Origin of the sequence: Saccharopolyspora hattusasensis, from assembly GCF_050972075.1 — a bacterium.
GTDB lineage: Bacteria > Actinomycetota > Actinomycetes > Mycobacteriales > Pseudonocardiaceae > Saccharopolyspora > Saccharopolyspora hattusasensis.
On the sequence record NZ_JBPCDC010000001.1, the window covers coordinates 6,596,636 to 6,620,506 of the forward strand.

Annotated in this window: 23 protein-coding genes; 7 read left to right on the top strand and 16 right to left on the bottom strand. The window is 67.6% G+C overall.

Annotation, left to right across the window (positions count from 1 at the left end; all coding sequences use genetic code 11):
• Positions 1–68 precede the first annotated feature (68 nt).
• Positions 69–1,265, top strand: a complete 1,197-nt coding sequence (gene coaE, locus ACRXBZ_RS31755; protein WP_433882173.1) for a dephospho-CoA kinase — start codon at positions 69–71, stop codon at positions 1,263–1,265.
• A 165-nt stretch (positions 1,266–1,430) separates the two neighbouring features.
• Here the strand turns inward: coaE and ACRXBZ_RS31760 are convergent, their stop codons facing one another.
• From ACRXBZ_RS31760 to ACRXBZ_RS31770, 3 genes are all read right to left on the bottom strand, one after another.
• Positions 1,431–1,958, bottom strand: a complete 528-nt coding sequence (locus ACRXBZ_RS31760; protein WP_433882174.1) for a DUF402 domain-containing protein — start codon at positions 1,956–1,958, stop codon at positions 1,431–1,433.
• Positions 1,959–2,043: 85 nt separating this feature from the next.
• Positions 2,044–2,640, bottom strand: coding sequence for a ribonuclease FAU-1 family protein (locus tag ACRXBZ_RS31765; protein ID WP_433882175.1), 597 nt, complete (start codon positions 2,638–2,640; stop codon positions 2,044–2,046).
• A gap of 94 nt (positions 2,641–2,734) precedes the next feature.
• Complete coding sequence (locus ACRXBZ_RS31770; RefSeq protein ID WP_433882176.1) at positions 2,735–3,166, bottom strand: SPW repeat protein; 432 nt, start codon at positions 3,164–3,166, stop codon at positions 2,735–2,737.
• 108 nt (positions 3,167–3,274) lie between these two features.
• On the opposite strand from ACRXBZ_RS31770, the gene uvrB reads away from it, so the two are divergent.
• Positions 3,275–5,431 carry an excinuclease ABC subunit UvrB gene (gene uvrB / locus ACRXBZ_RS31775; protein WP_433882177.1) on the top strand — a complete coding sequence of 719 codons (2,157 nt, stop codon included), beginning with the start codon at positions 3,275–3,277 and terminating at the stop codon, positions 5,429–5,431.
• A gap of 260 nt (positions 5,432–5,691) precedes the next feature.
• Here uvrB and ACRXBZ_RS31780 read toward each other — a convergent pair whose 3' ends face one another.
• Together ACRXBZ_RS31780 and ACRXBZ_RS31785 are read right to left on the bottom strand one after the other, a co-directional pair.
• A complete protein-coding gene (locus tag ACRXBZ_RS31780; RefSeq protein ID WP_433882178.1) occupies positions 5,692–5,988 on the bottom strand; it encodes a 4a-hydroxytetrahydrobiopterin dehydratase in 297 nt (98 codons plus the stop codon).
• Positions 5,989–6,002: 14 nt separating this feature from the next.
• On the bottom strand, positions 6,003–6,764 hold the full coding sequence (locus ACRXBZ_RS31785; protein WP_433882179.1) for a GntR family transcriptional regulator: 762 nt from the start codon (positions 6,762–6,764) through the stop codon (positions 6,003–6,005).
• A 159-nt stretch (positions 6,765–6,923) separates the two neighbouring features.
• Between ACRXBZ_RS31785 and ACRXBZ_RS31790 the strand changes: the two genes are divergently transcribed.
• Positions 6,924–7,142 carry a hypothetical protein gene (locus ACRXBZ_RS31790; protein ID WP_433882180.1) on the top strand — a complete coding sequence of 73 codons (219 nt, stop codon included), beginning with the start codon at positions 6,924–6,926 and terminating at the stop codon, positions 7,140–7,142.
• Positions 7,143–7,256: 114 nt separating this feature from the next.
• Here the strand turns inward: ACRXBZ_RS31790 and ACRXBZ_RS31795 are convergent, their stop codons facing one another.
• Positions 7,257–7,562 (bottom strand): LysR family transcriptional regulator, encoded by a 306-nt coding sequence (locus tag ACRXBZ_RS31795; RefSeq protein WP_433882181.1) that lies wholly within the window; start codon positions 7,560–7,562, stop codon positions 7,257–7,259.
• Positions 7,563–8,191: 629 nt separating this feature from the next.
• Between ACRXBZ_RS31795 and ACRXBZ_RS31800 the strand changes: the two genes are divergently transcribed.
• Positions 8,192–9,751 (top strand): acyl-CoA dehydrogenase family protein, encoded by a 1,560-nt coding sequence (locus ACRXBZ_RS31800; RefSeq protein ID WP_433882182.1) that lies wholly within the window; start codon positions 8,192–8,194, stop codon positions 9,749–9,751.
• A 54-nt stretch (positions 9,752–9,805) separates the two neighbouring features.
• Here the strand turns inward: ACRXBZ_RS31800 and ACRXBZ_RS31805 are convergent, their stop codons facing one another.
• From ACRXBZ_RS31805 to ACRXBZ_RS31835, 7 genes are all read right to left on the bottom strand, one after another.
• Positions 9,806–10,360, bottom strand: coding sequence for a GAF domain-containing protein (locus ACRXBZ_RS31805; protein ID WP_433882183.1), 555 nt, complete (start codon positions 10,358–10,360; stop codon positions 9,806–9,808).
• Between the two features lie 32 nt (positions 10,361–10,392).
• A complete protein-coding gene (locus tag ACRXBZ_RS31810) occupies positions 10,393–10,965 on the bottom strand; it encodes a GTP-binding protein (RefSeq protein WP_168587510.1) in 573 nt (190 codons plus the stop codon).
• Positions 10,946–11,305, bottom strand: coding sequence for a DUF742 domain-containing protein (locus ACRXBZ_RS31815; protein ID WP_168590268.1), 360 nt, complete (start codon positions 11,303–11,305; stop codon positions 10,946–10,948). Before ACRXBZ_RS31815 ends, ACRXBZ_RS31810 begins: the two co-directional genes overlap by 20 nt.
• Before the next feature lie 2 nt (positions 11,306–11,307).
• Positions 11,308–11,748, bottom strand: a complete 441-nt coding sequence (locus tag ACRXBZ_RS31820; RefSeq protein WP_433882184.1) for a roadblock/LC7 domain-containing protein — start codon at positions 11,746–11,748, stop codon at positions 11,308–11,310.
• Between the two features lie 59 nt (positions 11,749–11,807).
• Positions 11,808–13,709 (bottom strand): sensor histidine kinase, encoded by a 1,902-nt coding sequence (locus tag ACRXBZ_RS31825; protein WP_433882185.1) that lies wholly within the window; start codon positions 13,707–13,709, stop codon positions 11,808–11,810.
• A gap of 800 nt (positions 13,710–14,509) precedes the next feature.
• Positions 14,510–15,382, bottom strand: a complete 873-nt coding sequence (locus tag ACRXBZ_RS31830) for an ABC transporter permease (RefSeq protein WP_223840323.1) — start codon at positions 15,380–15,382, stop codon at positions 14,510–14,512.
• 50 nt (positions 15,383–15,432) lie between these two features.
• Positions 15,433–18,258 (bottom strand): alpha/beta fold hydrolase, encoded by a 2,826-nt coding sequence (locus ACRXBZ_RS31835; RefSeq protein ID WP_433882186.1) that lies wholly within the window; start codon positions 18,256–18,258, stop codon positions 15,433–15,435.
• A 529-nt stretch (positions 18,259–18,787) separates the two neighbouring features.
• Between ACRXBZ_RS31835 and ACRXBZ_RS31840 the strand changes: the two genes are divergently transcribed.
• Positions 18,788–19,765 (top strand): TerC family protein, encoded by a 978-nt coding sequence (locus ACRXBZ_RS31840; protein ID WP_433884036.1) that lies wholly within the window; start codon positions 18,788–18,790, stop codon positions 19,763–19,765.
• A gap of 174 nt (positions 19,766–19,939) precedes the next feature.
• On the opposite strand, the gene ACRXBZ_RS31845 is transcribed toward ACRXBZ_RS31840, so the two are convergent.
• From ACRXBZ_RS31845 to ACRXBZ_RS31855, 3 genes are all read right to left on the bottom strand, one after another.
• Positions 19,940–20,596, bottom strand: a complete 657-nt coding sequence (locus tag ACRXBZ_RS31845; RefSeq protein ID WP_433882187.1) for an RES family NAD+ phosphorylase — start codon at positions 20,594–20,596, stop codon at positions 19,940–19,942.
• A 40-nt stretch (positions 20,597–20,636) separates the two neighbouring features.
• Positions 20,637–21,221, bottom strand: coding sequence for a DNA-binding protein (locus ACRXBZ_RS31850; RefSeq protein ID WP_168587513.1), 585 nt, complete (start codon positions 21,219–21,221; stop codon positions 20,637–20,639).
• Between the two features lie 371 nt (positions 21,222–21,592).
• Complete coding sequence (locus ACRXBZ_RS31855; protein WP_433882188.1) at positions 21,593–22,336, bottom strand: glycosyl hydrolase family 18 protein; 744 nt, start codon at positions 22,334–22,336, stop codon at positions 21,593–21,595.
• Between the two features lie 319 nt (positions 22,337–22,655).
• On the opposite strand from ACRXBZ_RS31855, the gene ACRXBZ_RS31860 reads away from it, so the two are divergent.
• Together ACRXBZ_RS31860 and ACRXBZ_RS31865 are read left to right on the top strand one after the other, a co-directional pair.
• A complete protein-coding gene (locus tag ACRXBZ_RS31860) occupies positions 22,656–22,916 on the top strand; it encodes an AMP-binding protein (protein ID WP_433882189.1) in 261 nt (86 codons plus the stop codon).
• 14 nt (positions 22,917–22,930) lie between these two features.
• Positions 22,931–23,686: an SDR family oxidoreductase gene (locus ACRXBZ_RS31865; RefSeq protein ID WP_433882190.1), complete on the top strand. Its 756-nt coding sequence runs from the start codon at positions 22,931–22,933 to the stop codon at positions 23,684–23,686.
• Positions 23,687–23,871 lie beyond the last annotated feature (185 nt).

The window sequence follows — 23,871 nt, forward strand, 5'->3', positions numbered from 1 at the left end:
AGTGCGCGCGGGGATTTTGCTCCCAGGGGTGCATCGGGTTGTCCTGTCTCGCTGGCAGGATGGGCTCTGTGTTGTTGATGGGACTCAGCGGTGGGATCGGTTCGGGGAAGTCGACGGTGGCTCGGCGGTTGGTGGCGCGCGGCGCGGTGCTCGTCGACTCCGACGTGCTGGCCAGGGAGGTCGTGCGGCCGGGCACTCCAGGGCTGACCGAGCTCGTCGAGCGGTTCGGGGACGACATCCTGGACTCCGACGGCGCGCTGAACCGGCCGGCGTTGGCGGCGAAGGTCTTCAGCGACAGCGACGCCCGCGCCGACCTCAACGCGATCACGCACCCCAAGATCCGCGAACTGACGGCCGCGCGGATCGCGCAGGCACCCACGGACGCGGTCGTCGTGCACGACGTTCCGCTGCTGGTCGAGGCCGGTTACGCGGCGAACTACCACCTGGTGGTCATCGTCGGTGCGCCGGAACCGGTCCGGATGCGGCGGCTGATCGACCGCGGTCTGGCGGAGGACGACGCGCGCGCCCGCATCGCCGCGCAGGCCACCGACGAGCAGCGGCGCGAGGTCGCGGACGTCTGGCTGGACAACAGCGGTTCGGTCGAGGAGATCAATGCCCAGGTCGATGCGCTGTGGCAGGACCGGCTGGTGCCGTTCGAGGAGAACGTCCGGCTGCGGCGGCGACCGCCGAAGCGCGCGCCGCTTCTGGTCGAGCCGGACCCGGAGTGGCCGCGGCAGGCCCGACGGCTGATCGCCCGGATCGAGCGGGCGGCGGGCGACAAGGCGGTGCGGATCGACCACATCGGCTCGACCTCGGTGCCCGGCCTGCCCGCGAAGGACGTCATCGACCTGCAGCTGACGGTGCGGTCGCTGGACGACGCGGATGCGCTCGCCGAACCGCTGGGCGAGGCCGGTTTCCCACTGTTGCCGGAGATCCGCGGCGACACCCCGCACTCCTTCGCCCCGGATCCAATGCAGTGGAAGAAGCGGATACATCTCTCGGCCGATCCAGGCCGCTACGCGAATCTGCACGTCCGAGTCGACGGTTCCGCGAGCCAACGCGTCGCGCTGGTGTTCCCGGCCTGGCTCCGCGCCGACGAAACGGCCCGCGCGGAATACCTCGCCCTCAAGCGCAAGGTCTCGGCCGAGCACGCGAACGACCCGAACCACGACGCCTACGCCGCCGCGAAGGAACCGTGGTTCGAAACCGGGCTCCGCAAGGCTTGGCACTGGGCCGACCGGACCGGCTGGTCGCCGAGCGACTGATCTTCCGAGATGACGAGCACCTCCCGCCAGTCGGCTGGCAGCAGGTGCGGCTCGCTCCCGTCGCCCAGCACCGGGTTGGGCGCCCGCTGACCGGCCCCCTGCGGCAGCCGCCTCGGTCCGTGAGTACTTTTGGGGGCTATAGCACCCGAAAGTACTCACGGGCCCTCACCAGAGCTGGAAGATGCCCCGGTGGGCGAGCCATTGGTTGATGTCTCGGTGGCGGGTGACTTCGTCCAGCGTGCGGTGCACCGTGCGCAGCGCGTAGTCGGCCTCGCTGAGCCGGATCAGGCCGTTTCCCACCGCTGCGGCGAACTCGGTGGCGTGGGTGATCCGCGCGCGGCCGCGGTCCCCGACCTCCAGGCCGAGCAGCAGGTCGGTCATCGTCCACGACCGGGTCTCGCGCTCGATGTGGACCGCGGTGAGCATGCTCGGCCCCGGGCGGGAGTGCCTGCGGCGCGGGCGGTAGCGGGTCAGCCGCAGCCCGAGGTCGGGCAGCAGCCAGGTGATCTCGGCGTCGTGGTCCGGGGCCTCCGGCGTCGGACACTCCACTGCGAGTCCCCAGCGTTCGACGTGGCAGACCTCCAACTGCGCGACGCTGCCGGAAGGTTGCCTGCGCTGCGAGCTGAAGACGTCGATAACTTCAACCAATTGGGGAGAAAACGCAGCGGTCACGGCTTCAGACAGTAATGGCAAAACCGGCTCCGAAGATCGACAGCACCGTTATTTAACGTAACTTTTCGGAGCCCGTCGAGTATCGATTCGGTGCGTGCGCGGACTGTCACCGGGATGGCGGTAGGCTCCGCTGGCCGGGTGCGGGATCTTCGACGGGTTGCCCGCGCCACGACAGCTCGATCCCGTTGTCGCGCAACCACTTCGGCAGGTCGTACCGGTGCCGGGCGAGCCCGTCGACGGCGTTGCATGCGCGCCGCATCGCGCGCTCCGCGGTTTCCGCGTCCAGCAGGTCCGCCTGCACGGCGACCACGAATTCGTCGACGTCCAACAGCTCCGCCGCGCGCCGGTCCCGCACCGCGATGTCGAGGTAGAGGTCGACCGTCCGCCACTGTTGTTCGCCCGGCTCGATGTCCGCCACGTCGAGGTAGAAGTCCGTGTCGCCCTCGTGCCCGGGGTGCCAGTACCAGCGGGTCACGCGCAACCCGAGTTCTGGCAGCAGCCAGGATTCGAGGGCGGCGATGCGGGGGTGCCCCGGGGTCGGGCGGGCCAGGTACAGGCCGAAGGACGGGCGCTCATAGCGCGTCACGGTGCGTACGTGACCCTTGGGGTCGGTGTTGGTGTTGGCGACCAGATCGAAGAGCTCGACCTTGGGCGGGTGGACGGGCAGGCCGAGCTGTTCGGCGATCTCGCGCTGCGTGGTCACCCTGCCACTGTATTCGGGCGGGCGCGACGTCCGAAGGTCGTCGCGCCCGCTATTCCTTCACCACTTGTGATCCTTCACCTCCGATCGGTCGGGGTCAGGTCATTGCGCGGGTGGCGTAGGCCGGAGCCATCGTGCCGAGACCCGCGAGGATCAGGACCGCGCCGCCGATCACGTTGCACAGCACGCTGCTGGTCATGACGGCGGTTCCGCTCATCACGAACACGGCCACGATCGTCCACACACCCAGCACCGGTACGGTCCAGGCGATGCCGTGCGTGCGGTGGTAGGCGGCCGCGAACGAGAGCCCGAGAAGGGTCGCGGTCAGACCGGTCACCAGGTTGTTCACCATCAACGACGTCGTCATTGCGTGAAAGCCGGTGATCCACGGCGACAATGCGACGAACAGGCCACCGAGTACGGTGAAGCCGTCCGCCACCTGAGCGGTGGGAGTTTCCGCGGCCCGCTCGTAGCGCAGGCGCATCTCGGTGAGATCCGGATGCCCAGCGATAGGTGCGCTGCCCGACATCACACCACCTCCTGCACTGGGGTGACGTAATCCATTATCGGCCCTGGTGGCCGTTTGGGCACCCCGTGACGCAGCACTATGTCGGGGCGGACTCGTACATTGGTTGTCGTGGCATTCGCGACTGAGCACCCCGTCCTGGCCCAATCCGAGTTCCGGCCGGTCAGCGACATCCCGCGGATCGACGGCCGGTTCCGCATGGTCAGCGACTACGAGCCGGCTGGCGACCAGCCGCAGGCGATCGAAGACCTGGAGCGACGGATCAACTCCGGCGAGAAGGATGTGGTGCTGCTCGGCGCCACCGGCACCGGCAAGTCGGCGACCACCGCCTGGCTGATCGAGCGCGTCCAGCGGCCCACCCTGGTGCTGGAGCCGAACAAGACGCTGGCCGCCCAGATGGCCAACGAACTGCGTGGCTTCTTCCCGGACAACGCCGTCGAGTACTTCGTCAGCTACTACGACTACTACCAACCCGAGGCGTACGTCCCCCAGACCGACACCTACATCGAGAAGGACTCGTCGATCAATGAGGACGTCGAGCGGTTGCGTCACTCCGCCACGTCGAACCTGCTCAGCCGCCGCGACTGCGTGGTCGTCTCGTCGGTGTCCTGCATCTACGGCCTGGGCACCCCGCAGTCGTACCTGGACCGGTCCATCCCACTGGAGATCGGTGGCGAGATCGACCGGGACGTATTCCTGCGCGCGCTGGTGGATGTGCAGTACACCCGCAACGACATCGCCTTCGCCCGCGGCACCTTCCGGGTGCGCGGCGACACCGTAGAGATCATCCCGGCTTACGAGGAGCTCGCGGTGCGCGTGGAGTTCTTCGGCGATGAGATCGACCGGCTGCACTATCTGCACCCGCTGACCGGCGAGATCGTGCGCGAGGTGCGCGACCTGCGGATCTTCCCGGCGACGCACTACGTGGCCGGCCCGGACCGGATGGAGAAGGCCATCCGCGGCATCGAGGCCGAGCTGGAGGAGCAGCTGGGCAAGCTGGAGAAGCAGAACAAACTGCTCGAGGCGCAGCGGCTGCGGATGCGCACCCAGTACGACATCGAGATGATGCGCCAGGTCGGGTTCTGCTCCGGCATCGAGAACTACTCCCGGCACATCGACGACCGCCCGGCCGGTTCGGCGCCGGCGACGCTGATCGACTACTTCCCGGACGACTTCCTGCTGGTCATCGACGAGTCGCACTACACGGTGCCGCAGATCGGCGGCATGTACGAGGGCGACGCGTCCCGCAAGCGGACCCTGGTCGAGCACGGCTTCCGGCTGCCCAGCGCGCTGGACAACCGGCCGCTGACCTTCGAGGAATTCAGCGACCGGATCGGCCAGACGGTGTACCTGTCGGCGACGCCGGGACCGTACGAGATGGCGCAGGCCGGCGGCGAGTTCGTCGAGCAGGTGATCCGCCCGACCGGGCTGATCGACCCCGAGGTGATCGTCAAGCCCACCGAGGGCCAGATCGACGACCTGGTGCACGAGATCCGGGAGCGCGCCGACCGCGACGAGCGGGTGCTGGTCACCACGTTGACCAAGAAGATGGCCGAGGACCTCACCGACTACCTGCTCGAACTGGGCATCCGGGTGCGGTACCTGCATTCCGAGGTCGACACCCTGCGGCGGGTCGAGCTGCTGCGGCAGCTACGCCTGGGGGAGTACGACGTGCTGATCGGCATCAACCTGCTGCGCGAGGGCCTGGACCTGCCGGAGGTCTCCCTGGTGTCGATCCTGGACGCCGACAAGGAGGGCTTCCTGCGCTCCGGCACCAGCCTGGTGCAGACGATCGGCCGCGCGGCCCGGAACGTGTCCGGCCAGGTGCACATGTACGCGGACCGGATCACCGACTCGATGCAGCACGCCATCGACGAGACCAACCGGCGCCGCGCCAAGCAGACGGCCTACAACGAAGAACACGGCATCGATCCGCAGCCGCTGCGCAAGAAGATCGCCGACATCCTGGACCGGGTGTACTCCGAGTCGGAGGACACCGAGGAGTCGGTCGCCGTCGGCGGTTCTGGCCGCAACGTCTCGCGCGGCAAGAAGCCGACCGGGGAGGCCGTGGCCAGCGCCGGGCTGCTGGCGGACCGCGACATCAAGTCGATGCCGCGCGCCGAGCTGGCGGACCTGGTCCAGCAGCTCAACGACCAGATGATGAACGCGGCCCGCGAGTTGCAGTTCGAGCTGGCCGCGCGGCTGCGCGACGAGATCCACGACCTCAAGAAGGAAATCCGGGGCATGGACGCCGCAGGCATCAAGTGACGGTCATGCCTGCGTGAGCGCCGCGAGCTCGCGCCACTCCGGTAGTGGCGGTGCACCGGGGGTGGCGGTCGGCACCTGCATGCAGACGTGGCCGGCACCGGCCTGGAGGTGCTCCTGCACCCGCTCGGCGATGGATTCGATGTCGCCGCCGGCGACGATAGCGTTAACTTCGCGACCTCGTAGTCGAGGACGATCCCGTTGCCCCGAACAGTTCCCGGGCCCAGGCCATGCGTTGACGGGGGTGCATCGGTGGTGACGGATCAGGCGTTTTCGCCGAGGGTGGTGCTGATCCGGCGGGCGAGGTCGACGTCTTTGTCGGTCACTCCGCCTGCGTCGTGGGTTGTGGTCGTGACGGTTACCTGGTTGTAGTCGTGGATCGAGACGTCGGGGTGGTGCTTGGCTTGATTCGCTATCCACGCAACGACGTTCGCCAGTTGGACGGCACCGTTGAAGCCCTTCAGGGTCCAGGTACGGGATAGTGACGTGCCATTGAGAGTCCAGCCGGGCAAGGAATCCAGTTCGCCGATCACAGCGCTGTCGCTTAGCAGCTCAGGCATGGAAGCTCCGTTCGCTACAGGTGGGCGGGCAGTTCGTAGGTCATGACGTGCCGGTCGCCGGTCATGATGGTCTCGGTGACCTCAACTGGTTGGTTGCCTTCCGCGTACGTCACACGAATGTGGCGCAGCACGGGCGTTCCCGGCGACATTTCGAGCAGCCGGTATTCCTCCGCGGTAGGCATCCGGGCTTCCAGGTGCTCGGTGAAGCGCAGCAGCACGTATCCGAGCCGTTCGAGGGCGGTGACGGTCGTGCCGCGCATCTTGGTTGACGGATCGGCGAGTTCGGTTCCTTCCGCGATGATGACGGGGTAGTAGCTGTCCGCGAGTTGGTCCGGGGCGCCGTCAACTCGCAGCAACCGCCGTCGCACGATCACTGCGGAATCGTCGTCCAGCTCCAGGTATCCCGCGATTTCGGTGGGCGGGCTGATCGTCTCGACAGCGCGGATTTCCTGCGATGCCGTAAAACCTTGCTGCTTCGTCGCGGTGGTCCAATGTCCTCGCTTGCCGTCGCCCTGCCGAGTCACGTAGCGCTGCGTCAGCTGGGTGACGGTACGCCGCTCTCGCACTGTCGTGCCACGCCCATGTTCGACCGTGACAAGTCCTTGGGTGGCAAGTAGACGAATGGCCTTGTTGATCGTCGGATAGCTCAGGCCGTACTGCTCGGCCAACACCGCTGTGCCGGGCAGTCGTTGTCCCGGCACGTAGTCCCCGCGCGTGATGGCTTCCCGAAGTTGCTCGGCGACCTGTTGGTATCGCGATACAGGAGGTGTCGTCATAGGAGCTCCCAGCTCGGTGTACGCCTGCATCAAGGTAGCCCGAGAGGTGGAACATCAGCCAAATACTTGACCTTCCGTTGCCACGTCGAACATCATCGATCATAACACTTAGTATGTGTTAAGTATTGCGATGGGTGGGACCAAAGAAGAGAGGCCAGCATGTTCACTCAGCATGGAATTGCTGTTGACGCGTGGGTTCGGATTGAGCCGGACTGCCCGATGCGGCACCAGGTGGTCGCCGACGAGCTGCAAATCGAGTTCGGCACACGAATGGGTGCACTCAGTCTGGTCGTCACGGACGAGGCAGTGGAGAAGTTGGTGGCCGTGCTTTCCAAAGCTCAGGCGCAATTCGGCTCGGAGGAGGCAGGCGGGAGCTGAGCTAGCGGCCGCACGGCCTGGCGTCCGGATTGCCCCGGACGCCAGGTGCTGAACTGCTCGCGGCTCAGGCGAAGGCTCTGAGGCCGGTGATGGACTTGCCGACGATCAGGGTGTTCATCTGATGCAGGCCGGGCGGGATGCCGATGTAGACGTCGGCGCGCTGCGGGCTGGCCGCCTCGCGCTGCTGTTGCGGCTGTCGTCGAAGCGGCCGAGCACGTCCTTGGCGATCGGCAGCAGCGCCGTACCGGCGTTGGTCAGCTGCACATGGTGCGAGTCCTGCTCGAGTAGCACGGCACCGAGGTTGCGTTCCAGGTCCCGAACCCGCTGGCTCAGCACCGAGGTCGCCATGTGCAGTTGCCGGGCGGCCGTGGAGAAGGACAGATTCTCCGCAACCGCCACGAAATACCGCAGATGGAACATTTCGACCGATCGGCAGGTTACTACGCCGATCGTGTGGTCGAACGCGGCCGGGTTGGGTGGCGGATCTTCGAGGTGATAATCACCAAGACTTGATTGTTCGCTTGCCTGCGCGGCAGGATGTTGCGCTGTGTAACGGAATTCCCCGAGAGCGCTCGTCCGATCACCGCAAAGGAGGTACCCATAAGAAGTAAGAAGAGCTAGTCTTGTCCCTACTTTTCGTAGTCGAACGTAAGTAACGGGCCGCCGCGGATCGGAGATGCGCATGACCGCCGCCTTGCCGCTTCGGGTTCCCGTTCTCGAAGGTCGTCGGCCTGACCGCGTCAAGGCCGAAGGATCTCCGGTGTCCGATTTGGCGCCACCGGCGCTTCCGTCAGCTGGCTGGGCATCGTCGCCCCCGTCGTACCGGCTCGGCCGGCGGCAGGAGTTCACGGGCCGAGCTGTCATCGGCCGTGGAGTCGCCTTTACGCCGTAGAACATTTCACAACTCACCTGCGTGGAATCCGTCCTGCAGGGAATTTTTCGCGCCCCGACCTCCGGAATCCGGCGAGCACCGAACCCCAGCCTGGCCGGCTTCCCTCGTCGTGGTGCCTCGAAGATCGTGTGCTGAGCGGTCCTCATAGGAGGGATCTATGGACTCGGCGGACAAGGACGCACCGCCCCGTGGTGCAGTGTCGGACATGCTGGAGTTCCTGCGGTGGTACAGCAGGGAAAGAGTCGATTCGCGGAGGATGGACGAACGCCGGTCGTACTCGACCTCGCTGGTGTCGGACTTCGCTTCTGTCGGGCTGTTCGGCCTGCAGATCCCCAAGGCGTACCAGGGGCTGGAGCTCTCGCACACCGACATGTTCCGGGTGATTAGGCAGCTCGGTGCGATCGACGCGAATCTAGTGGTCCTGACCATTGTGCACAACACCCTCGGAGTTCCACCGGTTCGGTACTTCGCCCGCGAAGAGGTGAAGGCGGCGGTCCTGCCCGAGCTGGCGCAGGGCAAGCGGTTGATCACCAGCGCGATCAGCGAACCCGGCCTGGGTTCCCACGTGCGAGCCATCACGACGCGCGCGGTGAAGCAGTCGGACGGGTCCTATGTGATCAACGGCAACAAGCAGTGGATCAGCCTGGGCGCGGACGCCGCCTACGTCAACGTGTTCGCCCGGCTGGCCGATGAACACGGCCGGGACCTCGGGATCACTGGCTTCTTGATCGACACCAAGACCCCGGGATTCGTGGGTGGGCCGGAGGTGATCACCCTCGGGCTGAAGGCGCTGCCGCAGAACAGCCTGGAATTCCGGAACCTGAGGGTGCCTGCCCAGTCCCTGCTGGGTGTCGAGGGCGGAGGGCTTCTCGCGGCGAAGGACGCGTTCATGCGTGGCCGCGTCACTCTCCCCGCAGCCACTCTGGGTGCGGCGATGCGGTCGCTGGAGCTCGCACACCGCTTCGCCCGGCGACGCGAGGTCGCCACCGGGAACCTGGCGGAGAACGGCCGGATCCAGCAGATCTTCTCCGAATGCGTGGCCGCCACGGAGGCCGTCGAAACACTCCTCCAGCACATCGTCGGCCGGTTGGATGCGGCCGAGAACGTCCCCGAGGAACTGTACTTCGCCGCGAAGATCCTCGGCTGCGAGCTCATGTGGCACGTGGTCGACCGGTGCGTGCAGCTGCTCGGCGCGCGTGGCTTCGTCGACACCAACGTCGTCGGCCAGCTCTACCGCGACTACCGGTTGTTCCGGATCTTCGAGGGCACGACCGAGGCGATCACCGTCTACTTGGGAACCAGGTTCCTCGCCGCGCCGGAGCGGCTCGGCGTGCTGTTCGACGAGGTCAACGCGACACCACAGTTGCAGGAACTCGCCGCCAGGGTCACCAAGCTGACGACCGCGCCGATCATGGACGCGAAGCACCGGCACGTTCTCGCCAACGCCGTGGGCGAACTGGCGTGCTGGACGATCCTCGCCGGTCTGACCGGCGAGACCAGGCACGAGTCCGGGATGAAGGCCCACGCTGCGGCGTGGTGCGAGCGGCACCTGAGCGAGCGCCTGCGCAGCGCGGAACAGGACCTGCCCTTCGCGGATCTGCCCACTGTTGACGAGGTTGCCGGGCACATCGCCGGTTTCGCAACCGCCATCGGCGATCTCGAACAACGTCGCCCAGGAGATCAGCACGATCTCGACGTGTTGCTGCGACACGGCTGACCGCTGACGAGATAGGGCGGGGCGCGCACGTGCGCGCCCCGCCCTATCTCGTGCTCAATGACCTTGCATGTCCCGCTCGCGCTGGTGGATCAGCTCCAGGCCTTCGCTGGCGAGCGTCTTGATGGCGTGCAGGCCGTCGTGTCCCCACGGGCGCGGCTCGCTGTCGATGACGCAGAGCGTGCCGAGTGCGACGCCGGTGCGGTCGATCAGCGGCGCTCCCAGGTACGTGCGGACGTTCATCCGGTCGACGACGTCGTTCCCGGCGAATCGCGGGTAGTCGCAGACGTCCTCCAGGACCAGCGCCTTGCCCCGCGCGATGACGTGCGGGCAGTAGCCGGTACCCAGGGGAACACTGCGAGGATCGGACTCGGTCTCCTCGGACGGGATGTTCATCGAGAAGAGGCCGCCCAGGTACTGGTGTCTGTCGGTGATGAAGTTGACCATTGCGTTGGGCACGCCGAGGGTTTTGGCGACTCGCTTGGCGAAGGCGTCGAACTCTTGCTCGGCCTTGTTGCCCAATCCGAGTTGTCGCAGGCGCGCCGCTCGCTGCTGCATGTGGATGTCCACGGGGTCGAGGTGGCGGTGGCCGGCCGCGTCGAAGGTGGTCACGAAGGCTCCGTTTCCGCTGTGCGTATTTTCGTCTACAAAGGACGGTTGACGAGAACGTGCTTGGTCAGGCGAGCCAGCACCGACGCCGCTGAGCGCCGGTCGCGGGCGTCGCACGCGACGATCGGCACGCGGGGCTTGATGTCCAGCGCCTCCCGAACCTCTTCGGGCTCGTAGCGGAAGCCGCCGTCGAAGTGGTTGACCGCGACGAGGAAGTCGATGCCGCGTCGTTCGAAGAACTCGACCGCGGCGAAGCAGTCCTCCAACCTGCGAGTGTCGGCGAGCACGACCGCGCCGAGCGCGCCGTTCACCAGGTCGTCCCACATGAACCAGAACCGCTCCTGCCCGGGGGTGCCGAACAGGAACAGCACGATGTTCTGCGGGTCGAAGGTGATGCGCCCGAAGTCCATCGCGACGGTGGTGGTGGTCTTCTCGCCGACCCCGGCCAGGTCATCGGTGCCGATGCTGGCGATGGTCAGTGTTTCCTCGGTCGTCAGCGGTTCGATCTCGCTGACCGACCGGACGAAGGTGGTCTTCCCGACGCCGAACCCGCCCGCGACGAGGAACTTGAACGCGGTCGGGAACAGTTCAGAGTTGTTGGAGACCATGGAGCAACGCCTCCAGTTGTGCTCGGTCAGGCATGTCATCGGGCAGTCGGGTAGTGACGGCTCCCCAGTCGATGAGGTCGGAGAGGAGGACCTTGGTAACCACAGCGGGCTGGTGCAGGTGCGCCGAGACCTCGGCGACCGACGTGGCGAACCTGCAGAGCTCGAGCATCTTGGCGTGCATCGGCTCGATTCGTTCGGGCGTCACCCGACCGGTGGACCGGACCATCGACTGCAGCGTCAGCGTGGCGCTCGGCTTGGTCCGGCCGTTGGTGAGCGAGTACGGGCGCAGCAGCGGCCCGGCCTCGTTGTCCAGCCAGGGTTTGTCTGGCGGAATCGACATCATCACCCACCCATCTCGCCCGCGCGTGACGCGGCGGTGGGCTGCCGCATGGGCGTGGCGAGGTGGGACGGGACCTTCTTGACCAGCTGCGCGATCTCGTAACCGAGCACGCTGGCGTCGGCGTCCTGGTAGGCGAGGACGACGAGGACCGCGCCGGGACCGGCGGCCGAGACGAAGAACACGAGGTCGTCGAACTCCACCACGACCTGGCGCACCGCGTCACCCGCGCCGAAGCGCATCCCGCCGTTGCGGGCGAGGGAGGACTGCGCGGCGGCCCACGCGGCGAGCGCGTCCGCCTCGTCGGCGTCCAGGCCGTGGTAGTACCGCTTGAGTCCGTCCGTGGACGCCAGCAGGGCACAGCGGGTGTGCGGAACCCGCCGGAGCAGGTTGGCGAGCAACCAACCGAGGTCCGATGTCTGGCCAGCGGGCAGGTCATTGGCCATGGGTAAACGTCTCCTTGAGATCAATGCGGTGCGAAGGGGTGGCATTGCACCCATGCGGGTCAAGCGCTGTGGTCGCCCGGATTGTCGCCTGCGGTGCTGCCGCCTTGGACGCCTTTCCGGTAAGCCGCCCACAGCCCGGGATTCGGGCCGCCACGCGGTCCGTCGGAGTTCTTGGGCCCGCCGGCGAGCTGGGGCACCACGTACGTCTTGGAGCGGTCGCGCTTGGGCAGCGGGGGACGCTCGGGGTTGGCCGTGTTCTGGACTGGTGCATCCCCGGCCGCAGCGGTCTCGGGAACGACTCCCGTGTGCCGTCCGTACCGCGCACCGTTCAGCGCACCGTTCGACGCACTGTTCAACGCACTGTTCAACGCGCTGTTCGAAGCACCGTTCGACGCGGTGGGCGGTTCCACGTCGAGGTGGCCGAGCAGGCTGTGCGGCTCCGTGCGAGGAGCCCGGTGCACCCCGCGCCGCCCGCTGGAGCGTTCCCGGTCGAACGTCTCGAAAGAGTTGAAGGTCGCGAAGGTCTGCGTGTCCGCCCCGGACAGCGCTGGAACGGCGGCACGGCTCGGCGCCGGTTCCAGCTCGGGCTCCGGCTGCAGCTCCGTCGCCGGCTTCGGCTTCGGCTGCCGCTTCGGGGTGGCGGCCATGGGCGGTGCGGCGACCGCGCTCGGAGCGGGCTCGGCCGCCGCGGGAGCCTGCTCCGGCTCTTCTTCGACATCGCCCAGCAGGCTGCTGGGGATCACGACGTGGGCGTCGATGCCGCCGTACATGTTGTTCTCGAGCTCGACGGCGACGTGGTGCCGCTCGGAGAGCTGGGCGACCACGTACAGGCCGATTCGCCCGTCCTTGAGCCGCTCGTCGCGGTCGACCGCGCCGGGATCGCCGAGCAGGGCGTTCAACGTGGCCCGCTCGCCCGGCTCGATGCCCAGCCCGCGGTCCCGGATGTCGATGGCCAGCCCTGCGGTGACCCGCTGGGTGCTCACCGTGACCTGCGTGTCGGGCTCCGAGAAGGCGGTGGCGTTCTCGACGAGCTCGGCGATCAGGTGGATCACGTCGGCGACGGCATGGCCGTGGAGGGTGCCGCCGACCGGCGGCAGCACCTTGACCCGGGCGTAGTGCTCGACCTCTGCGACGGAGGAGCGCAGGACGGTGTACATCGGCACCGGTCGGCTCCACTGCCGCCGCGGCATCGAACCGCCCAGCACGGCGAGGCTTTCCGCCTGCCGGCGCATGCCGGTCACGAGGTGGTCGACCGCGAACAGGCCCTTGAGCAGGTCCGGGTCCTCCACCAATTGCTCGAGCTCGTCGAGCCGCTGGATCGCCCGGTGCGCGAGGGACTGGACGCGCCGCGCGATGTTCGCGAACACCGCGACGCCGGGATCAGCACTTGCGCCGGCATCGAAACCGGCACCGGAAACCTGCTGCATGCGGGCCACGGCGAACTCCGCCGCGGCCTGCGCCTGCCGGATCTCGTAGGAGAGCAGCTCGAAGGGATGGCTGCCCGCGGCGGGTTCGTCGGCCGGCCACCGCGGCGCGAGGTGCTCGCCCGCGCGCACCTGCTCGACCAGTTGGGGGAACTCGGTCTTGCCCTGCTCGACGGTGGAGCGCAGGTCGCTGATCCATTGCTGCGCGTGCTTCGTGGATTCGTCGAGCCGCCGTTCGGCGACTGCGACGGAATCGTTGGCGTGATCTTCGATCGCGTTCGCCGTGGCGCGGGCACGGAAGACGGCCGTGACCAGAATGATCACGCAACCTGCGAGCCCGCCGCCGAGCACCGAGTACTGGAGCACGGGCTCGGGGTTTGTGGTCAGTACGGCTGCGGCGGCGATCCCCAACGCGGCCATGGCGCCCAAGTGCACCATGACCAGCCGCAACAACCGACTCCGCAGGTCATCGTCCGTGCTGCGCCCCGAAGCCGGCGACTGCTCGGAATCCGTGGCGGGTAAAGGGAACTCAGACATCAGCGTCCTTGGTACGGGGGAATGATCGGCGACGGGCACAGATGCCTGTGTTGGGGGCGTCACCGTTGGGACTACTGGAGCTCACTCATTGATCAACTAATCACCGATGGTGATCCTAGCGACATCAATGGCGGCTGAATAGGTAGGGGGTTTGACCCATTGGGGCTCCGCGTATTACTGGCCGTGACATGGTGAAACTCTTCGTTGAACTGGCGGTATGTCCCGCCTCGGGAGGTTCGGTCGCGGCTTCCGCCGAAGGCCCGCGCGGTCACCGCGCGGCCCGATTGGGCGAGTCTCGTCGATGTCTCGGATTCTCCGCCGAGATGTGTCCTGACCGGCGGAGACGAGCGTTCGAGAGATCGTCCCGGCGAGCACTGGCGGAGCGACCGACTGGCGATTGTGATCTTACATTACTCCATTCGGGTGCATCTTGATCCTGCGGTCGGAACCATCGGCGCGCGGCCGGCCCAATCGGAATGATCTTTCCCGAATCGCAATTGACCCGACCCTTTTGGCGTCCTGACGGCACCCGAGTCGAGGTCGGTTCCGGCTGGTCGGCGTATGGTCTGCGCCAATTGAAGCCAATCCTGGCCGGATTCTTCCCGGACCGGTTCGGCGCCGAGTGAGATACATCCCGTCAACAGACGGAATCCCACGACTCCGCATCGCCCGACGCACGGTGCGCAGGCGCGCGCACGGGAGGAATTGGATGCAGCGATCCGCCGATCGGGAGCCGGGCCCAGTGCGGCTCGCCGGCCGTGAGGCCTCCGGGCAGCAACCAGGAGGACTCACGCCGGCGGTCAGCTGGTGATGTCCTTCCTGTGGAAGCGCCAGATCGCGAGGGTGGTGAAGACCGCTGCGTAGGCCAGGGCGGAGAAGGCCCCGTGCGCCATCGCGGTCCAGTCGACGTCCTCGCTCAGCAGGTCCGAGTAGGCCGTCGAGTAGTGCGTCGGCAGGTAGTCCCGCAGGTCTCCGAGGGCCGTGATCTGGTCCAGGATCGCCGACAGGATCGAGACCACCACCGCGCCGCCGACCGCGCCCAGCGGTGCGTCCGTGCTGACGCTCAGGAACAGGGCGAGTCCGGCGATCCAGGACAGGTGCACCGCCAGGTACGCGGTGGCCACCGCCAGGTTCACCACCCCGCCCGGGAACGGCACCGCCTCGCCGGTGGTGCTGATCAGGTCACCGCTGCCGAACCACACCAGCCCCACGCCCAGGGCGACCGCGGACAGCAGGATCAGCCCGAAACCCGACAGCAGCGCGGAAACCACGGCTTTCTGCCGTAGCAGCCGGGTGCGCGGGACCGGCGCGGCCAGCAAGAACTTCAGGCTCGACCAGGACGCTTCGCTGGCCACCGTGTCGCCGAAGAACAGCGCCACCACCACGACCAGCAGGAAGCCGGTCGACGCGAACAGCGTGAACACCGCGAAGTTCAGGCCGCTGGAGGTAGCCATGTCCGCCAGGGTCCGGCCGCCGCGCCGGCCGTCGTCACCGATCTCGAAGGCCAGCAGCAGCAAGAAGGGCAGCACCACCAGGAAACCCAGCGCCAGCCGGGTGCGGCGGCGCCGCAGCTGGCGGGCCAGCTCCACCCGGACCGGCAGCGTCCGCTTCGCGCGGTAGCCTTCGACGCTGCCGTCGGGCTGGGACGAGTGGCGGCGGCCGGAGCGGACCATCGCCGTCTCGGCCGTGTCCAACCTGACCTTGGGCGCTTCGGCGTCGTCGGTCACCGGTGATCCTCCCCGACCAGCTGCAAGAAAGCGTCCTCCAAACGCCGTCGCGGCCCCACCTGGTGCACCGCGATTCCGGAGGCGACCAGCACGTTCACCGCCACCGCAGCCGAGTGCCCGGCGAGGTCTGCGTGCACCAGGTCGCCGTCGGTCTCCACCGGGCCGAGCCCCTCGATAGTGCGCAGGGCCTCGGCCGCCTGCTCCGGCTCGTCGACCCGGAAGGTCGCCTCGCCGTCGACCGACACGATGTCGGCCACGCTGCCCGCCGTCACCAGCTGGCCGTTGCGCATGACCACCACGTGCGTGCAGGTCTGCTCGACCTCGGCGAGCAGGTGGCTGGACACCAGCACGGTGCGGCCGGTGGACGCGTAGCGGCGCAGGATCTCGCGCATCTGGTGTATCTGGGGCGGGTCCAGCCCGTTGGTCGGCTCGTCGAGCACCAGCAGCTCCGGCAGCCCGAGCATCGCCTGCGCGATCGCCAGCCGCTGCTTCATGCCCTGGCTGTAGGTGCGCGCCGGGCGACGGGCGGCCGTGCCGAGCCCGGCGATCTGCAGCACCTCGTCGAAGCGGGCCTGCAGCATCGGCCGCCCGGTCGCCGCCCAGTAGTACCGCAGGTTGTCAAAACCGGACAGATGCGGCAGAAAACCGGGCGTCTCCACCAGGGAACCCACCCGGGACAGCACCGGAGCCCCGGGGACCAGCCGGTGGCCGAACACCCGGATCTGGCCGGAAGTCGGCGTGAGCAGCCCCAGCAGCATCCGCAGCGTGGTCGTCTTGCCCGCCCCATTGGGGCCGAGCAGCCCGACGATCTGGCCGCGCTCGACGCGGATCGACAGGTCCTGCACCGCCGCGGGCTTGTCGGGGTACGACTTGGTCAGCCCGGCGATCAGCAGCGGCGTGTCGGCCAGCAGCGCGTCGACGTCATCGGTGCTCTTGCGCCGGATCAACGAAAGCACCCACGCCACCAGGGCCGCCGCGATGATGACGACGATGCCGACCAGCGGCGCCACGGGCACCGTGTTGGCGGTCGTCGTCGCGCCGCGCACCGACGGGATCGACACCGAGCTGTCGCCGGCCAGGCCGATGCGGTGCACCGCCGGTTCCCTCGGCACCGCGTACGCCTGGTCGGTGGTGGCCACCGCCAGTTCCAACCGGTGACCGGTCTCCAGCGGGTGCACCACGCCCGGCAGGGCCACGTCCACCTCGACCGGTGTGCCGTCCGCGGGCAGGTCGGCGACGTGCAGCGGGGACACGGCGTTGCCGATCAGGCTGCGCTGCTGGTCCGGGCCGACGTCGTAGAGCTTGGCGAACAGCACCGCGTCGCCGGTCGCGGGCTGGCCCGGCACCGACGCCACCGAAAGGCGGGTCCGCGCTATGCCGGAGATCAGCAGCTGGCTGTCCAGCGGATCGGTGCGGAACACCGCTACCTGTCCGGGCAGGTCGCGGGCCAGCGACCGGCCGAAGCCGCCCGCGGCGTCCAGCATCTCGCCGACGCCGGGCAGCGAGCTGGTCGCGGCCGGGCTGCCGCCCGGCGGGTTGACCACCCGCGTGACCTGGCCGCGCAGCTGCAGCGCGAAACGCGGCGTGCGCTCGGCCTGCACGCCGGGGTAGGCGGGCGCGGACACGGTGCGCACCGGGATCTCGCCGTTGCGCTGCGGCCGCCCGGCGATGTCGTAGTCGAAGCCGGTGCCGGGGTCGGGCACCGGCGGAACCCCGCCGAGGTAGAAGGCGAACCAGTCCGCGATGCGTTCGCGCAGCGCCAGGTCGGGCGAGGCGCCGTCGTGGCCGCCGGCGAACCAGATCGTCTTGACCTTGCCGCCGGCGGCGGAGATCTGCCGGGCGTTGGCATCCGACTGGTCCAGGCCGAACAGGGTGTCGCGTTCACCCTGCACCAACAGCGTCGGCACCTTGATGTTGGCGGTGACGGACTTGGGGGAGACCCGGTCGAGCAGGTCCAGCGTCGCCTGCCCGGCCTGCCCGGTCCGCGCCACCTCGGTGTAGGCCGCGCACACCTGCGGCGTGAAGTTCCCGCAGGTCAAGGGCTGGTTGACGGCCTCGCTGCGGAAGCCGACCGCGCCGCCGTCGGACGGCGATGGGGCCGGCGGTCGCGGGTCGGAGCGCTGTTGCGGCGAGCTTCCCGCCGAGAACAGCATGCCCGCCCAGGCCTGCTTGAACACGCCGTGATCCGCGGTGGCGCCGTCGGCCGGGGTGCTGCCGCCGATCCGGTCCCGCGAGGCGGCGTTGGGCAGCAGTGCTTGGCCGAGGTCGTTGTAGGTCATCAGCGGTGCGATCGCGTCGACCCGGGGGTCGGTCCCGGCCAGCAGCAGGCTCAGCGCGCCGCCGTAGGAGCCGCCCGTCACGCCGACCCGAGGATCGCCTTCGCGGTCGCGCAGCACCTCTGGCTGGCGCGCGAGCCAGTCCAGCAGCTGGCGCGCGTCGGTTACCTCGTAGGAAGGGTCGTTCAACGCGATCTTGCCGGTGCTGCGGCCGAAGCCGCGGGAGGAGAAGGTCAGCACCGTGAACCCGCGGCGGACCAGTTCCTCCGCCTGGGCAGCGGTGTCGTCCTTGCTGCCGCCGAACCCGTGCGCGAGCAAGATCGCGGGCGCCGGGGTGTCCGCCGGGGCGAAAAGCGTGACGTCGATCTGCACCCGCTCGTTGCCGCCGGGGCCGTCCAGCACGTCCACCAGCGCTTCCCGGGGAGCTTCCGGGGCGGCTGCTGGTTTTTCGTCACCGGACCAGAGGAAGGCTCCGAGCACCACGAGGGCTATGCAAGACAGGGCGATCAGGACGAGGCCCTTGCGGCGACGGGGGGATGCGGACACGCATTCGACAGTAGGGGAAGACGAAGGCACCGGTTTCGATCCAGACGCGGGCGAAGACAAGACGCTATGAAGCAGAGACCAAACAGCAACCGGACACATCGTCGTGCCCGGGAGCCGAGGCCGTGCCGCATCCCCGCGTGCGGTCCCGGGAAGCCGGGTGGTGATGATCATAACGATGATCGGGTGAGGCGCAATGATCTCGGTCCCGCCATCGGTGTGATCGCCGGTCGTTCTCATTGCCGCTCGGAAAGGCTCACCGTACGGTTCGCCGCGTGATGTTCGTTGCTTGTGCGACCCCGGGGTGGTGTTCGGGACCGTGCATAAGTGACAATCTTGGCAACGGGAGGGGAGTATTCCTTCGCGGCGGTGTCGTCATCACGGAACTTGCTCGGACAAGCCCGGTGCCGTCGACCGGCCTGAGGCCGGTGGAAGAGACCTCCGGTCCCTGGCGCATGCCCTGAACCGGAGGTGACGAATGCGTGCCGACTTGATGCTGCTCGCCCAGCAGACTCAACCCGCGACTGACCGACTGGACGTCCCGTGGTGGATCTGGGCGGCTACGCTCGGTGGCCTCGCCCTCCTGCTACTGCTCGACCTCGTGATCGTGGACCGCAAGCCGCACGAGGTGACCACCGCGGAGGCCGCCAAGTGGGTCACCTTCTACGTGGCCTGCGCGATCGTGTTCGGGCTCGGGGTCTGGTTCTTCGGCGACTCCCACTTCGCGATCGAATACTTCACGGGTTACATCACCGAGTACTCGCTGAGCGTGGACAACCTGTTCATCTTCATGGTGATCATGTCCAGCTTCGCGGTCCCGTCGATCCACCAGCACCGGGTGCTGCTGATCGGCATCCTGCTGGCGCTGGTGATGCGCGGCATCTTCATCGCGGTCGGCGCCGCGCTGATCGCCCAGTTCGTCTGGATCTTCTTCATCTTCGGTGCGTTCCTGATCTGGACCGCGGTCAGCATGGTCCGCAAGAAGGACGATGACGAGGAGTACCACGAGAACGCCGTGGTCCGCTGGGTCCGCAAGGTGTCCCCGGTGACCGACGACTACCACGGTGCCAAGTCGAGCGTGAAGATCGACGGCAAGCGCCACCTGACCCCGATGTTCGTGGTGATCGTCGCGATCGGCAGCGCGGACCTGCTGTTCGCTGTCGACTCGATCCCGGCGATCTTCGGCATCACCCAGGACCCGTTCCTGGTCTTCGCCGCCAACGCGTTCGCCCTTATGGGGCTGCGTCAGCTGTACTTCCTGCTCGGGGGCCTGGTGGACAAGCTGGTCTACCTGTCGGTGGGCCTGGCGGTGATCCTCGGGTTCATCGGCATCAAGCTGATCTTGCACGCGTTCCACGAGTACCACCTGGTGCCGGAGTGGCTGGAGATCACCAACTGGATGTCCCTGTCGGTGATCGTCGTGGTGCTGGCCATCACGACCTGGGCCAGCCTGGCGAAGTCGAAGAAGGACGCCGAATCCCAGGACGAGGAAGCGGCCGAGAACGCCTGATCCGCAACGAAAGTGCCCGGAGTTCCAAACGGGGAACTCTGGGCACTTTCGTTATTGCTGGGGCTGATGCCGAGAATATGTCTCGGCATTTGGAGCTGGGATCCCGCACAGTGGGAAGGCCTCTGTGGTTCTCCAGCGCGCACTGCCGCGCAAAACGGGCCTGGAAAACCGAAATCAGTCCAACAGCGTGTAGCTGAGTTCTTTGCACACCCGTCCCAGGGGCACGTCCAGGCCCGGGTGGCTCAGCGGGAGAAGGACGTCGGGGGAGTCCGGGAGGGCCGTTGCCGCCGGCGGATCCCAGAGGCACAGCGACGGGTTGCCCGCATCCATCGAAGAGCGGTACCAGAGGCCGTCGAGCTCCGGGTAGGCCGCGCGGATCCCGCGCGCCCACGCTTGGGTGCGCAGCTTGGGGCCGCTGCTGATGGCTTGCGAGGCACCGGCGCGGGTTGGCCACAGGCCCGTCAGGTCCAGCAGCCGGAGCGTCCGACGTGGACGGAACAGGACCAGGTGCGGGCTGCGCGTCCGGCGGTCCACTGTGGAGGTCGCCTGGTAGACCTCGGCGATGCAGGTCTGCACCGACACTGAGAAGTACAGCACGCCGTGCTCCCGGGTGACCGTCGGGCCGCCCTGGGTGTTGGGCAGGTGCGGGTCGAACCTGGCGTGCGGTAATGGGCCGGCGTAGCGGAAGCTGTTCCACTGCTGAGGGTGGTTGCCCCCGGAGGTGAACACGCGCACCAGGCGAGTGCCGGCGGGCACCGCGATCACGTCTTCGGTGCGCCGGAGCATCGCCTGCAGCGCAGCGGGCGCAGGCGGCTGTGGTAGCCGTGCCATGTACGTCCTGGGTTGGGGTCTCGAAGGTTGGGAACGGGGCTCAGGCCGGGGTGCCGATCGTGGCGGCGAGCTCGGCCACCCGCTGCGGGTCGCCACCGGCCAGTAGCCACTCGCGCGGGCTCGCCGGCTGGTCCCCGATTTCGAGGTCCTCCTGCGGCGTGGTCATGAAGTTGGCCAGCACGAGCGCCGGTTGGTCGACGGGCATCAGCGCGAGCACGACGTCCAGGCCGGGCAGCACGTCGGTGTCGCTGAACTGCCACGCGGGTAGCCGCCATCCGCCGCGATCTTTCCAGCCGATCAACCGTCGTTCGCTGATGCGGTGCCGGATCCGGCTGCTGTCCACTCCCACCCGGTCCGCGGCCTGGTTGACCGACAGCGCGGTGTCGCGCAGAACGGCCTGTTCGGCGACGGTCCGCGCGCGGGCGTCGGCTTCGGAGTCGCTCAACGGCGTCAGGTCCAGGCCTGCTTCGGTGAGCGCGAGTCGTTCCGCTTCGGTGAAGTGCGCCCCTGGGTCCACCTGCGGCGAGGTGAGCTTCTTAGCGGCGTCCTCGACCAGGGTCAGGAATTCGTTGGCGGTGACCTTTAAACCGGCCCGTGCCAACACGGTTTCCAGCGCGGCTGACATGACTCCAGGGTAGCGCGGTATAGCGGAAATGCGTGCGCGAACGTGCGCGTAGTGCGAAGAATCACTTTTCGTAGCATGTGGATCGCGCACCGTGACGGACTCGCGGCTCCGGTTGGGGTGTTCTTTGGCGTGATCGTGGATCTGAAGACCCCGACCGGAGGCGGATTCGGCTACGGCAGGCTGTCCAAATGGGTCCGAACTTGATGGACCAGGTCATCACGCCGCTGATCTCGGGGTGCGGCTGGTCCGGGGTGTACTGACCGCAGTCGTTGGCCGCCGCCAGGCAGCTGAGCGCATTGTTGACGATCGACGGATCGACGTACCCGCTGCCGGCCGCCGAGGCCGCCGCCGGCAGGCCCAGTGAAACCTGGTCAGGCCGCAGCACCTTCAGCAGGCTGCATGCCTGTTGCGGTGATGAAGTCGGCCGAGCCCTGGCTGTAGACCTGGCCGTCGCAGCCGTTCATCGAACCCGAGTTGTAGTACTGGGTGTGCACGACCGTGAGGATGTCCTTAACGTTGTCGATCAGCTGCAGGTAAGAGCCGCCGGACTGCACGTCGAGGGACTGCGGCGCCATGGTCAGCACGAAACCGTCGCCCACGCGTTCGCGTAACTGGCGGATCGCGCTGGTCGTGTTGGGGACGTTGAGTCCGCACTCCAGGTCAATGTCCAACCCATTGATTCCGTAATCCGTTAAGATTTTTTCGACCGAATCGACAAAATTTGCGGCATTCGCCTCGCTGCCGAGGTCGACGTTTCCTTTTTCGCCGCCGATTGAGAGCACGAATGTCTTGCCCTCGGCCCGCTTCGCGGCGATGTCTGATTTGAGCTGCTCGTCGCTGTAGCCACCAAGTGCGGCTGACAGCTCCGGGTCGGCGTTGAAGGTGACCGCGCCGGGTCGGGCCGAGTCGGCATTGCCGAATGCCAGTGCGATTACGTCGTAATTAGGCGAGATGTCACTGATCTTCAGCGGCTTGGCGTTGTTGACGAAGTTCTGCCAGTACCCGGTGAGCTGGTGCTTGGGCAGGGCTTGCGGGGTGGCGGCCGAGCCGGCGGGGACGAATGCGAGCGCGGCGGCGAGGACGGCCGGGGCGAGCGCGGCCATTCCTCTGGTCATGCGGGACTCCGTGGGGTGAGAGCCGGATGATGCTCTCGCAAAGTGGACTGGACCAGTTGGCTGGTCAAGGATTTGGCGAGGTTGCGAAGCGGGTTGCGCCGGTCGGAGCAAGGCGGTGCCGCCGAGGCTTGACGAGACCGGGCGTGAGTCGTTGACTGGACGTACCGACTGGTCGGTCTCGATGTGGAGGTGGCGTGTTGGGCAGCGCGCACGACGAACGACCTTTGCTGGCGCTCTACGACGGCGAGGTCGCCGCCGAGATCGAGCCGCGGTTCGACAACATGCTGTTCGCCGCTGCCACCGGGAAAACCCGGACCACATGGCCATCACCTACTGCGACGGCCGGATCAGCTACCGGGAGCTCGACGAGCTCAGCGACGGGCTGGCCGTCCACCTGGTCGAACACGGGGTCGGCAGGGGCGACCGGCTGGCGCTGTACCCGCAGAACGTGCCGCAGTTCCGGTGGTGGAGGCCTTCCGCGAGCGGGTCGGCTACGTGGTGGACCAGAAGAACGACATGCTCCGGCTTCACGGTCAGGCCGCGCGCTGCCAGCGGCGGCCGCCGCGTGAAAAACCCGTGAGAGAAGGGAAACCGATGAGCAAGCGTTTCGACGAGCGGGTCGCGATCGTAACCGGGGCGAGCCGGGGCATCGGCCTGGCCATCGCCGAACGCCTGGTGGCAGAGGGCGCGAAGGTCACCCTGACGGCTCGCAAGCCCGAGCGGCTGGCCGAGGCGGTGGAGGGCCTCGGTGGCGCCGAGAACGCGCTCGGCATCCCCGGCAAGGCCGACGACGAGGAGCACCAAGCCGAGGCGGTCGCCAAGACCGTGGAGACCTTCGGCCGGGTGGACATGCTGGTCAACAACACCGGCATCAACCCCGCCTACGGCCCGCTGATCGACCTGGAGCACGGGATCGCACGCAAGACCTTCGAGGTCAACGTGCTGGCCGCGCTCGCGTGGACCCAGCAGGTGTACCGCGCGTGGATGAAGGAGCACGGCGGCTCGGTGCTCAACGTGTCCTCCGTGGCCGGTCTGCGGCCCGCACCGGGGATCGGCTTCTACGGCGCGACGAAGGCGACGCTGGCGTACATCACCAAGGAGCTCGCGGTCGAGCTCGGCCCGGACATCCGGGTCAACGGCATCGCCCCGGCCGTGGTCAAGACGAAGTTCGCCACGGCGCTGTACGAGGACAAAGAGGACGAGGTCGCCGCGGGCTACCCGTTGAAGCGCCTGGGAATTCCCTCCGACATCAGCGGAGCGGCGGCGTTCTTGCTCTCCGAGGAGGCGTCCTGGGTCACCGGCCAGGTCCTGGTCCTGGACGGCGGCGTGACCCTGAAGGGCGGTGTGTGAGCCCGTGACGATTTCGCGAGAAATTGACCGTCACCCGGGTGAACGTCAATTTCTCGCGAAATCGCCGCTGCCGAAGGCGGAAGCAGGAACGCGCTGCGGACCGCCGAACCGCAGCGCGGGCACGCTGGCATGCGGAAACTCCGGCGCAAACTGAAGTAGGGGTGCGTGTCGCCGCCGGTTCGCGC

What these genes read in the sequence shown, in the direction of transcription:
- ACRXBZ_RS31795 (WP_433882181.1), bottom strand. Translation starts at nt 7,562, where the DNA reads ATGTTCCATCTGCGGTATTTCGTGGCGGTTGCGGAGAATCTGTCCTTC.
- ACRXBZ_RS31830 (WP_223840323.1), bottom strand. Translation starts at nt 15,382, where the DNA reads ATGGTCCGCTCCGGCCGCCGCCACTCGTCCCAGCCCGACGGCAGCGTC.
- ACRXBZ_RS31850 (WP_168587513.1), bottom strand. Translation starts at nt 21,221, where the DNA reads ATGTCAGCCGCGCTGGAAACCGTGTTGGCACGGGCCGGTTTAAAGGTC.
- ACRXBZ_RS31790 (WP_433882180.1), top strand. Translation starts at nt 6,924, where the DNA reads ATGTTCACTCAGCATGGAATTGCTGTTGACGCGTGGGTTCGGATTGAG.
- ACRXBZ_RS31820 (WP_433882184.1), bottom strand. Translation starts at nt 11,748, where the DNA reads ATGGCCAATGACCTGCCCGCTGGCCAGACATCGGACCTCGGTTGGTTG.
- ACRXBZ_RS31810 (WP_168587510.1), bottom strand. Translation starts at nt 10,965, where the DNA reads ATGGTCTCCAACAACTCTGAACTGTTCCCGACCGCGTTCAAGTTCCTC.
- ACRXBZ_RS31800 (WP_433882182.1), top strand. Translation starts at nt 8,192, where the DNA reads ATGGACTCGGCGGACAAGGACGCACCGCCCCGTGGTGCAGTGTCGGAC.
- ACRXBZ_RS31780 (WP_433882178.1), bottom strand. Translation starts at nt 5,988, where the DNA reads ATGCCTGAGCTGCTAAGCGACAGCGCTGTGATCGGCGAACTGGATTCC.
- ACRXBZ_RS31825 (WP_433882185.1), bottom strand. Translation starts at nt 13,709, where the DNA reads ATGTCTGAGTTCCCTTTACCCGCCACGGATTCCGAGCAGTCGCCGGCT.
- ACRXBZ_RS31815 (WP_168590268.1), bottom strand. Translation starts at nt 11,305, where the DNA reads ATGTCGATTCCGCCAGACAAACCCTGGCTGGACAACGAGGCCGGGCCG.
- ACRXBZ_RS31785 (WP_433882179.1), bottom strand. Translation starts at nt 6,764, where the DNA reads ATGACGACACCTCCTGTATCGCGATACCAACAGGTCGCCGAGCAACTT.
- ACRXBZ_RS31845 (WP_433882187.1), bottom strand. Translation starts at nt 20,596, where the DNA reads ATGGCACGGCTACCACAGCCGCCTGCGCCCGCTGCGCTGCAGGCGATG.
- ACRXBZ_RS31860 (WP_433882189.1), top strand. Translation starts at nt 22,656, where the DNA reads ATGGCCATCACCTACTGCGACGGCCGGATCAGCTACCGGGAGCTCGAC.
- ACRXBZ_RS31770 (WP_433882176.1), bottom strand. Translation starts at nt 3,166, where the DNA reads ATGTCGGGCAGCGCACCTATCGCTGGGCATCCGGATCTCACCGAGATG.
- ACRXBZ_RS31855 (WP_433882188.1), bottom strand. Translation starts at nt 22,336, where the DNA reads ATGACCAGAGGAATGGCCGCGCTCGCCCCGGCCGTCCTCGCCGCCGCG.
- ACRXBZ_RS31865 (WP_433882190.1), top strand. Translation starts at nt 22,931, where the DNA reads ATGAGCAAGCGTTTCGACGAGCGGGTCGCGATCGTAACCGGGGCGAGC.